The 286-nt window shown below is 55.9% G+C and carries 1 pseudogene; it reads left to right on the top strand.

Annotated elements, in window-relative coordinates:
- Position 1: 1 nt before the first annotated feature.
- Positions 2 to 286, top strand: a pseudogene (locus X760_RS76095) (TlpA disulfide reductase family protein); the annotation flags it as partial.

The raw sequence follows: 286 nt of genomic DNA, 5'->3' as shown, positions 1-286 counted from the left end.
GATCAAAGTGGAGAACTGGCTGCGTGGCGAGCCCCTCACGAACTTCCAGCCCGGCAAAGTGTATATCGTCGATTTTGGGAACTTGGTGCGGACCATGTCTGGCGACGATGTCCCTTCTGGTGCAGCTCCAGGAGAAATACAAGGACAGCGGGCTTGAGGTCGTCGGAGTCGCCGCCGATGAACATTCTCCAACGGCCGTCGAGGCCCAAACCAGATTGGACGCGTGGTTGACCGAAAAGTGCTTGAATCTGAACTTTCGGATCGCGTTCAACTCCACAGGCGAAAT

It is taken from the genome of Mesorhizobium sp. LSHC420B00 (assembly GCF_000503055.1).
In the GTDB taxonomy this organism is placed as follows: domain Bacteria; phylum Pseudomonadota; class Alphaproteobacteria; order Rhizobiales; family Rhizobiaceae; genus Mesorhizobium.
Note: the sequence above shows the minus strand (reverse complement) of the source record. Positions and strands in the feature narration are given on the sequence as shown.